Origin of the sequence: Rhodococcus sp. NPDC056506, assembly GCF_042794945.1 — a bacterium.
Taxonomy (GTDB): domain Bacteria; phylum Actinomycetota; class Actinomycetes; order Mycobacteriales; family Mycobacteriaceae; genus Rhodococcus_F.
The window spans coordinates 85,262-91,940 of record NZ_JBHTSW010000023.1; the positions used below are offsets into that span (position 1 = coordinate 85,262).

The following is a 6,679-nucleotide window of genomic DNA, read 5'->3' on the forward strand; positions in this document are numbered from 1 at the left end:
ACCCACAGCACCGGAATCGGCCGTGTCGAACCACCAACGAGGCCCCTGGGGATGTTAAGAGAGTCCTGGCAACGGGAAAAACCAACCGCCCCAATCATTATGGAGAATGAACTGGTGATCATCGCAGTGGAAGGCCCCAGCGCCGCCGGCAAGACCACCTGGTGTCGAACCCAACTCGGTGGCGAATCCGCAGCGGAAGAATTCGTCGCCGAGTATCAGCCCACGGGGTTCGAGCCGGACGGCACGGATCTCGACGTTCAGGCAAGTTATTGGACAACGGTCAATTCGAAGCGATGGTCGCAAGCGGAAGATCTCGAATCGAGAACCGGTACCGCGCTCTGCGACAGCGACCCGCTGAAACTGCACTACAGCTGGTGTCTCGCTGCAGTGGGCGCGGCGCCTCGGGAGCGATTCGAGCACGAACTCCTGGCGGTCGAAAGCGCTTTTGCGCAGCTGAAACTCGGTTTCGCGGATCTGACCGTCATCTCGATACCCGCATCGGAGCAACTTCTACTGCAGCGCGAAGGAGACCCCAGCCGCCGCCGACGCCACTTCGAGCTTCACGCGGCGCTCGCCGAGCCGCTCACCGAGTGGTACTCGGCGGTCGAACGCGTAGATCCAGGGCGCGTTGTGTGGCACTTCCCGGCGCAGCTCGATCTTTCGCAGTGTCCCCCGACCCGACCGCACCGCAGCGATCTGAGCCTTCTTCGCACGGTGATCGACGAATTGCCGCCTCTCCCCAGGTAGGGAGCGGCTGCTCGATCTCAGCGCGCTCGTTCGACCCTGGCCTCGTCCCAGACCGGCGACTCACTCTCGTACACGTTTCCATCCGATCCGAAGACCAGGAACCTGTCGAACCCGCGTGCGAACCAACGATCGTGGGTGACCGAGATGACGGTTCCGGCAAACTGGGCGATCCCCTGCTCGAGCGCATCCGCCGAATGAAGGTCGAGGTTGTCGGTCGGCTCATCGAGCAACAGCATCGTGGCGCCGGAAAGCTCGAGGAGCAGAATCTGCAGTCGTGCCTGCTGACCGCCGGACAGGTCGTCGTACATCTGCTCCGCTGCTTGGGACAATCCATAACGATCAAGAGCCCGGCTCGCCGCTTCACGCCCCATTCCGTTGCGGTGTTCGTCGCCCATGTGCAGGATCTCGAGCAGCGTGTTTCCGGTCAGATCGGGCCTGGAATGTGTCTGTGCAAACAATCCGGGACGTACCCGAGCACCCAGCGTCGCGGTTCCGCCATGCTCAACCGGCGCGATGTCGAGCGCCTCGACGGGAAGATGCTCGGTCCCAGGGTCGGTCCCACCGCCCGCCAAGAGACGGAGGAAATGCGACTTCCCGGACCCGTTGGAGCCCAGCACGGCAACGCGGTCTCCGTACCAGATCTCGGTGTCGAAAGGCTTCATCAATCCGGTCAGCTCGAGATCTTGACATACCAACGCGCGCTTGGCGGTTCGCCCGCCCGCCAGCCGAACCGTCACCTTCTGCTGAAGTGGAATCGCTTCGGGTGGCCCTGCCTCCTCGAACTTCGCCAACCTGGTTTGCGAGGCGTGATACCGCGCAGCGACGCCGTCGTTGAACTTGGCCTTTTCACGCAGTCGCAGAACCAGGGCACGTAATTTCGCGTGCTCCTCGTCCCAGCGTCGACGCAGTTCTTCGAATCGAGCGTTGCGATCCTCGCGGGCCTGGTGGTAGCTGGCCAGCCCAGCGCCGTGCGTCCACGACGTTGCGCCGCTGATTCCGGGCTCGAGCGTCACGATGTGGGTGGCCGCGTTGGCGATCAGTTCGCGGTCGTGGCTGACGAACAAAACCACTTTCGACGATTCCGAGATCGTCTTTTCCAGCCATCGCTTGCCCGGAACATCGAGGTAGTTGTCCGGCTCATCCAGAAGAAGTGCGTCGTCGGGCCCGGCAAACAACGCTTCGAGAACCAACCGCTTCTGCTCGCCGCCACTGAGCGAGTTGGCCGCTCGCCACTTCGCACGGTCGTAGGGAACACCGAGAGCCGAGGTAGTGACCTTGTCCCAGAAGTCTTCGGTCTCGTATCCGCCGACGTCGGCCCAATCGGCAAGCGCATGTGAGTATTTCATCTGAGTTGACTCTTCGTCTCGCTCGATCATCGCGTTCTCCGCGGTGTCGAGCGCCAGTGCCGCGTCGCGGATCGGTGCCGGAGAGACGGACAACAGGAGATCACGCACGGTGGACTCGTCGCGAACTTGACCGACGAATTGCCGCATCACACCCAGTGTTCCGGATCTGGTGACTGCGCCCTCGTCAGCGACTGCGTCTCCGGCAATGATCCGAAGCAGCGTCGTCTTGCCGGTTCCGTTCGGGCCGATCAGTGCAGTCTTGGCACCGTTGCCGACCCGAAAGCTGACACCGCTGAGCAGTTGCCGACCATCAGGGAGAAAGTAGTCGACGTCGGCGATGTTGAGGTGGGTCACGCTGTCAAGAGAACCCTACCCACGGCGATCTGCCAAACCATTATTCCTGCCTTCGGTCTCGAGCTCACTACCGTCGTGGGATCGTCCGACCGCATCGAGCGCCGCCAGATATCCGAAAACCATTGCGGGACCGATAGTTGCACCTGGACCGGCATAGGTATGACCCATCACCGGTGAGCTGGTGTTACCTGCTGCGTAGAGCCCGTCGATGACCGAACCGTCCGCGCGCAGCGCCCGCGCACGAGCGTCCGTGTTGATACCGCCCTTGGTTCCCAGATCGCCCGGAACCATCTTCGCCGCGTAGAACGGACCCTTGGTGAGTTCTCCGAGGCTGGGATTGGGCTTGTTGGTGCAGTCACCGTAGTAATGGTCGTATTTACTTGTCCCCCGGCCGAAGTCACGATCGACTCCGTCGCGCGCATAACTGTTGAATCGCGTGATCGTCGCCGACAACGCATCGCCTGGTACCCCGATCTCGGCAGCGAGTTCGGCGATCGATCCGGCTCGCACAATCGCGCCCGATGCGATCCACGACCGAGGTATCGACCCGCGCGCCGGAACTCCCGCGAACAGGTAACGGTCACGGTAAGTCTGATCGAAAATCAGCCAGGCCGGGATGTTCTCGGCAGGGCCTTCACCTCGGCCATGTTTGCCGCCGAACATTGCATGCGCCGCTTCGACGTAGGGAAGTGACTCGTTCATGAACCGATTCCCGCCGGCGTTGACCATCAGACTGCGCGGCAACGAGCGTTCCGCCAAGGCGAACCACGGGCCCTTGGGCAGTGGAATCGACGGCGCCCACCACGCGTCGTCCATGTACGAAATTGCTGCGCCGACGCCCAGAGCTGCTCGGATACCGTCCCCGGTATTGGTCGGCGCTCCGAGAGTCCACTGCGCACTACTCGGTCGACGCTGATACTCGCTGCGCATGTCGTCGTTGTTGTCGAAACCGCCGCACGCGAGGATGACGCCGCATCGCGCGCGCAGCGTTGTCTGCACTCCCCCGGACTCGAGTCGCACACCCACCACACGTCCGCTGTCGGTAACCAAATCCACAAGCTTCGTTCCGAGTTTCACCGGCACTCCGGCTTCCCGAACTCCGAGCATCAGTTCCGCCATGAGTGCTGGTCCGAGCCCGATCAGCTTCTTCTTCCTGGCCTTCGCGGCCAGGGATCTCATTCCCACCCGAAGCATTCGCACCGGCCCGCGCCAATGCCGAATCCCCGTGCTCAGCCACCGGTAGTCAGATTGTTGGACAACCATGTTGAGCGGAACCTTCATGTACGGCGGATGAAGTGTCGCGAGATCGTCGCCCAGTGCTCGGGCGTCGAACGGGCGCGGTTCGCACGATCGCCCGCTTACAAGTCCGCCGGGCGCCTCGGGAAAGTAGTCGGAGTAACCCTTCACCCATTCGAGCTCCAGAGCGGAATGTCGGATCAGGAAATCGAGGGCTTCGGGGCCTCGATCGATATAGGTATCAATACGATCGGTGTCCGCGTCCTCGCCGACAATGCTCTTCAGATATGTTCGCGCAGAGTCGATATCGTCTGCCGGCGCCTCGCGGCGAAGTATCGAATTCCCCGGAATCCACACGCCGCCCCCGGACCGGGACGACGAACCGCCCCAGTATTCGGACTTCTCCACGAGGACCGTCGAGAGTCCGTTGCGGGCTGCGGTGATGGCTGCGGACATGCCGGCAGCCCCCGAGCCGACAACAACGACATCCACTACGGGCACATTTACTACGGGCGGCACGGCGCCCTGAGAGTTCTCGTCCATCACTGGTCACGGCCTTTCGTGTCATCTTCGTCCTGCGTGTGCCACCGGGATCCCCGAACGGCGTCGAGCGCCCCCTCGACGCACACGGGAAGCGATGCCCCGCGCTTTTGGGGGTGACGTATCCATTGCCGATAACCGAACTCCGCCGCAGCCAACATCAGATGAACGAGAAGTCCTGGACGGCTGTCGTTTTCCGGATCGAGTTGCATTCGCTGTGCCACCAACTCGACCAGCCGATCACGATGTTCGGGCGCGATCAGCGCGACTCGATCCATCAGGTGCGGCGCGGTACGGAACGCCGATCGCCACTGATCGATCTCCGAGGACTCGAAAGCATTGGAACGCTCGAGGATTGCCCGTGAGATCGCAAGATCAGCCGACTCGGATGCCGGGCGCTCCTCGAGTAGCGTCACGATTCCGGCACCGCCTTGCCTGACCGGATCCAACAGCAAATCCTCCTTGTTACGAACGTGCCGAAAGTACGTGCTCGCCGACACCCCCGCCGCCGACGCAATCTGCTCAGTGGTCACGTCTTCGAAACCGTCACGTGCGAACAGTTCGAATGCCGCACGTTGAATGTCTGCTCGCACCTGCAACCGCTGTCTCTCCCGTAGTGACATCAGCAACGTCCTCCCGCCTCGGCCGAGATCCGGCCATTCTCGATAATGCGAGTCTCACCTATTGTGACAGTCACTGTCAATATCCAATTCTCTGTCAGATACCAGCAGACCCTGGCACATCGTTGACAGGGCATTCGATGCCACGACAAGCTTCGAAGATGAAGCGATGGTTCGCGGCCGGCCTCGGAACGGCGATCGTCTCGCGATCGCTGCTGCGTAAAGCTTTGCTTTTCAAGTTCAGGCGCGACGTCCGGGCGCTCAACTCCGGAAACTACCGTCCGCTGCTGGGCTCATATAACCGTGACGCAGTACTGAGATTCGCCGACGGCGATCATCGGTGGGCCGGCGTGCACGCCGGAAGGGACCAAATCGCGAAGTTTCTCCAGGAATTCGTCGCCGCCGGGCTTCAAGGCGAAGTCACCGAAGCGTATTTCGGTGGTCCACTTTGGCGCATGACTCTGCTCGCGCGTTTCAATGACCGCGCGCTCGGCCCCGACGGCTCCGTCATCTACCAAAATCGGACAGTGCTTCTCGTTCGAACCAAGTGGGGGAAGATCATCGAGCAGGAAGACTATTACGAGGACACCGCCAGAATCGGAGACTTCGACAAGCGGCTTCGCGAAATCGAAGCCGCACGAACCTGTGGCACAGTCGTGGAATGACAGATGTCAGGGCTGACCGGTACCGAAAACTATCGGCATTCCTCGCTTCCCAGAACGATGCCGAACTGGCCCAACTGGTAGACACCGCTCGAGTCACGAGTGTCGGAGTGGGCGGCGCCGCAGGACTCGTCAGTGTCGGCGAAAACAGGCTCAACGGCGTTCCGGTATTCACCAAACGAATTCCACTGAGCGAACGCGAACTCGCCGACGTGGGCTCCACGTCCAACCTCTTCGACCTACCCATGTTCTGCCAGTACGGCATTGGAGGCCCAAGCTTCAACGCTTGGCGAGAGTTGGCCGCGAACGTCGTCGTCACCGATGCCGTTCTGGCCGGCGAAACACAGTCATTCCCGATGCTTTACCACTGGCGGGTGCTGCCCGGCCGCTCACCTGTTGCATCCGAACACGCGGACATCGACGCGGTGCTTGCCTCTCAGGGCGGCAGCCCGGCAGTGCGGACACGCCTCGAGGCGCTCGCCGCTGCACCATGCAGCCTCGTTCTGTTCTGCGAGTACATCGCACACCCGATATCGGATTGGCTGCAAGACAACCCGACCGGCAAGGCTGCCGAAGTCGAGCGACAGTTCTCGGAGATCGTGGCGTTCTTGCGCGATCGACAGTTGCTCCACATGGACGGACATTTCGGCAACATGCGCACCGACATGGAGCGGATCTATCTCACCGACTTCGGACTGGCCACATCCCCACACTTCGACCTGTCGACTGCCGAGCACGACTTCGTCCGGCGCCACGCCACTCACGACGCCGACTACGCCGCCATGCTTCTGGTCAACTGGTTGGTGACCGAGGTCTGCGGGATACCGAGGCCGACAAGCGGCGGACCAGTCGCCCGCAACCAGTACGTACGCCGGTGCGCTACAGGTCATATCCCAGGTGATGTGGCGCCAGAGGTGGCCGCGATCTTGACACGGCACGCGCCCGCCGCTGCGAGGATGAACGACTTCTACTGGCGATTGTTCGACGGCGACTTCGACGCGCACTACCCTCATATAGCGGCAGTTCCGACTTCCGGTCGAGGACAGGGTTTTCCCTGAACTGCCGTCTCCACATCTCAGGGTTCATGTCATCCTCCGGACCGATGCGCTGGTCAGTGCCGGTAGGGCACAGTTCTGCACATGATTGAACTGAGGGGATTGACCAAGGTTTACGG

6 protein-coding genes are annotated in these 6,679 nt (G+C 61.7%); 3 read left to right on the forward strand and 3 right to left on the reverse strand.

Annotation, left to right across the window (positions count from 1 at the left end):
• Positions 1-99 precede the first annotated feature (99 nt).
• The gene (locus ACFQ6H_RS18955) at positions 100-747 is read left to right on the forward strand and encodes a hypothetical protein (protein WP_378647881.1); all 648 of its coding nucleotides are present in this window, start codon (positions 100-102) and stop codon (positions 745-747) included.
• 17 nt (positions 748-764) lie between these two features.
• Here the strand turns inward: ACFQ6H_RS18955 and ACFQ6H_RS18960 are convergent, their stop codons facing one another.
• From ACFQ6H_RS18960 to ACFQ6H_RS18970, 3 genes are read right to left on the reverse strand one after another with little or no spacing between them, the layout of a single operon-like run.
• Positions 765-2,447, reverse strand: a complete 1,683-nt coding sequence (locus tag ACFQ6H_RS18960) for an ATP-binding cassette domain-containing protein (RefSeq protein ID WP_378647883.1) — start codon at positions 2,445-2,447, stop codon at positions 765-767.
• A gap of 15 nt (positions 2,448-2,462) precedes the next feature.
• Positions 2,463-4,226 (reverse strand): 3-oxosteroid 1-dehydrogenase, encoded by a 1,764-nt coding sequence (gene kstD, locus ACFQ6H_RS18965; RefSeq protein WP_378647885.1) that lies wholly within the window; start codon positions 4,224-4,226, stop codon positions 2,463-2,465.
• Positions 4,226-4,846 (reverse strand): TetR/AcrR family transcriptional regulator, encoded by a 621-nt coding sequence (locus ACFQ6H_RS18970; RefSeq protein ID WP_378647887.1) that lies wholly within the window; start codon positions 4,844-4,846, stop codon positions 4,226-4,228. The genes kstD and ACFQ6H_RS18970 overlap by 1 nt, the downstream gene beginning before the upstream one ends.
• 158 nt (positions 4,847-5,004) lie before the next feature.
• On the opposite strand from ACFQ6H_RS18970, the gene ACFQ6H_RS18975 reads away from it, so the two are divergent.
• Together ACFQ6H_RS18975 and ACFQ6H_RS18980 are read left to right on the forward strand one after the other, a co-directional pair.
• Positions 5,005-5,508 carry a hypothetical protein gene (locus ACFQ6H_RS18975; protein ID WP_378647889.1) on the forward strand — a complete coding sequence of 168 codons (504 nt, stop codon included), beginning with the start codon at positions 5,005-5,007 and terminating at the stop codon, positions 5,506-5,508.
• The gene (locus tag ACFQ6H_RS18980; protein WP_378647891.1) at positions 5,505-6,563 is read left to right on the forward strand and encodes a serine/threonine protein phosphatase; all 1,059 of its coding nucleotides are present in this window, start codon (positions 5,505-5,507) and stop codon (positions 6,561-6,563) included. The genes ACFQ6H_RS18975 and ACFQ6H_RS18980 overlap by 4 nt, the downstream gene beginning before the upstream one ends.
• The last annotated feature ends 116 nt before the right edge of the window (positions 6,564-6,679 follow it).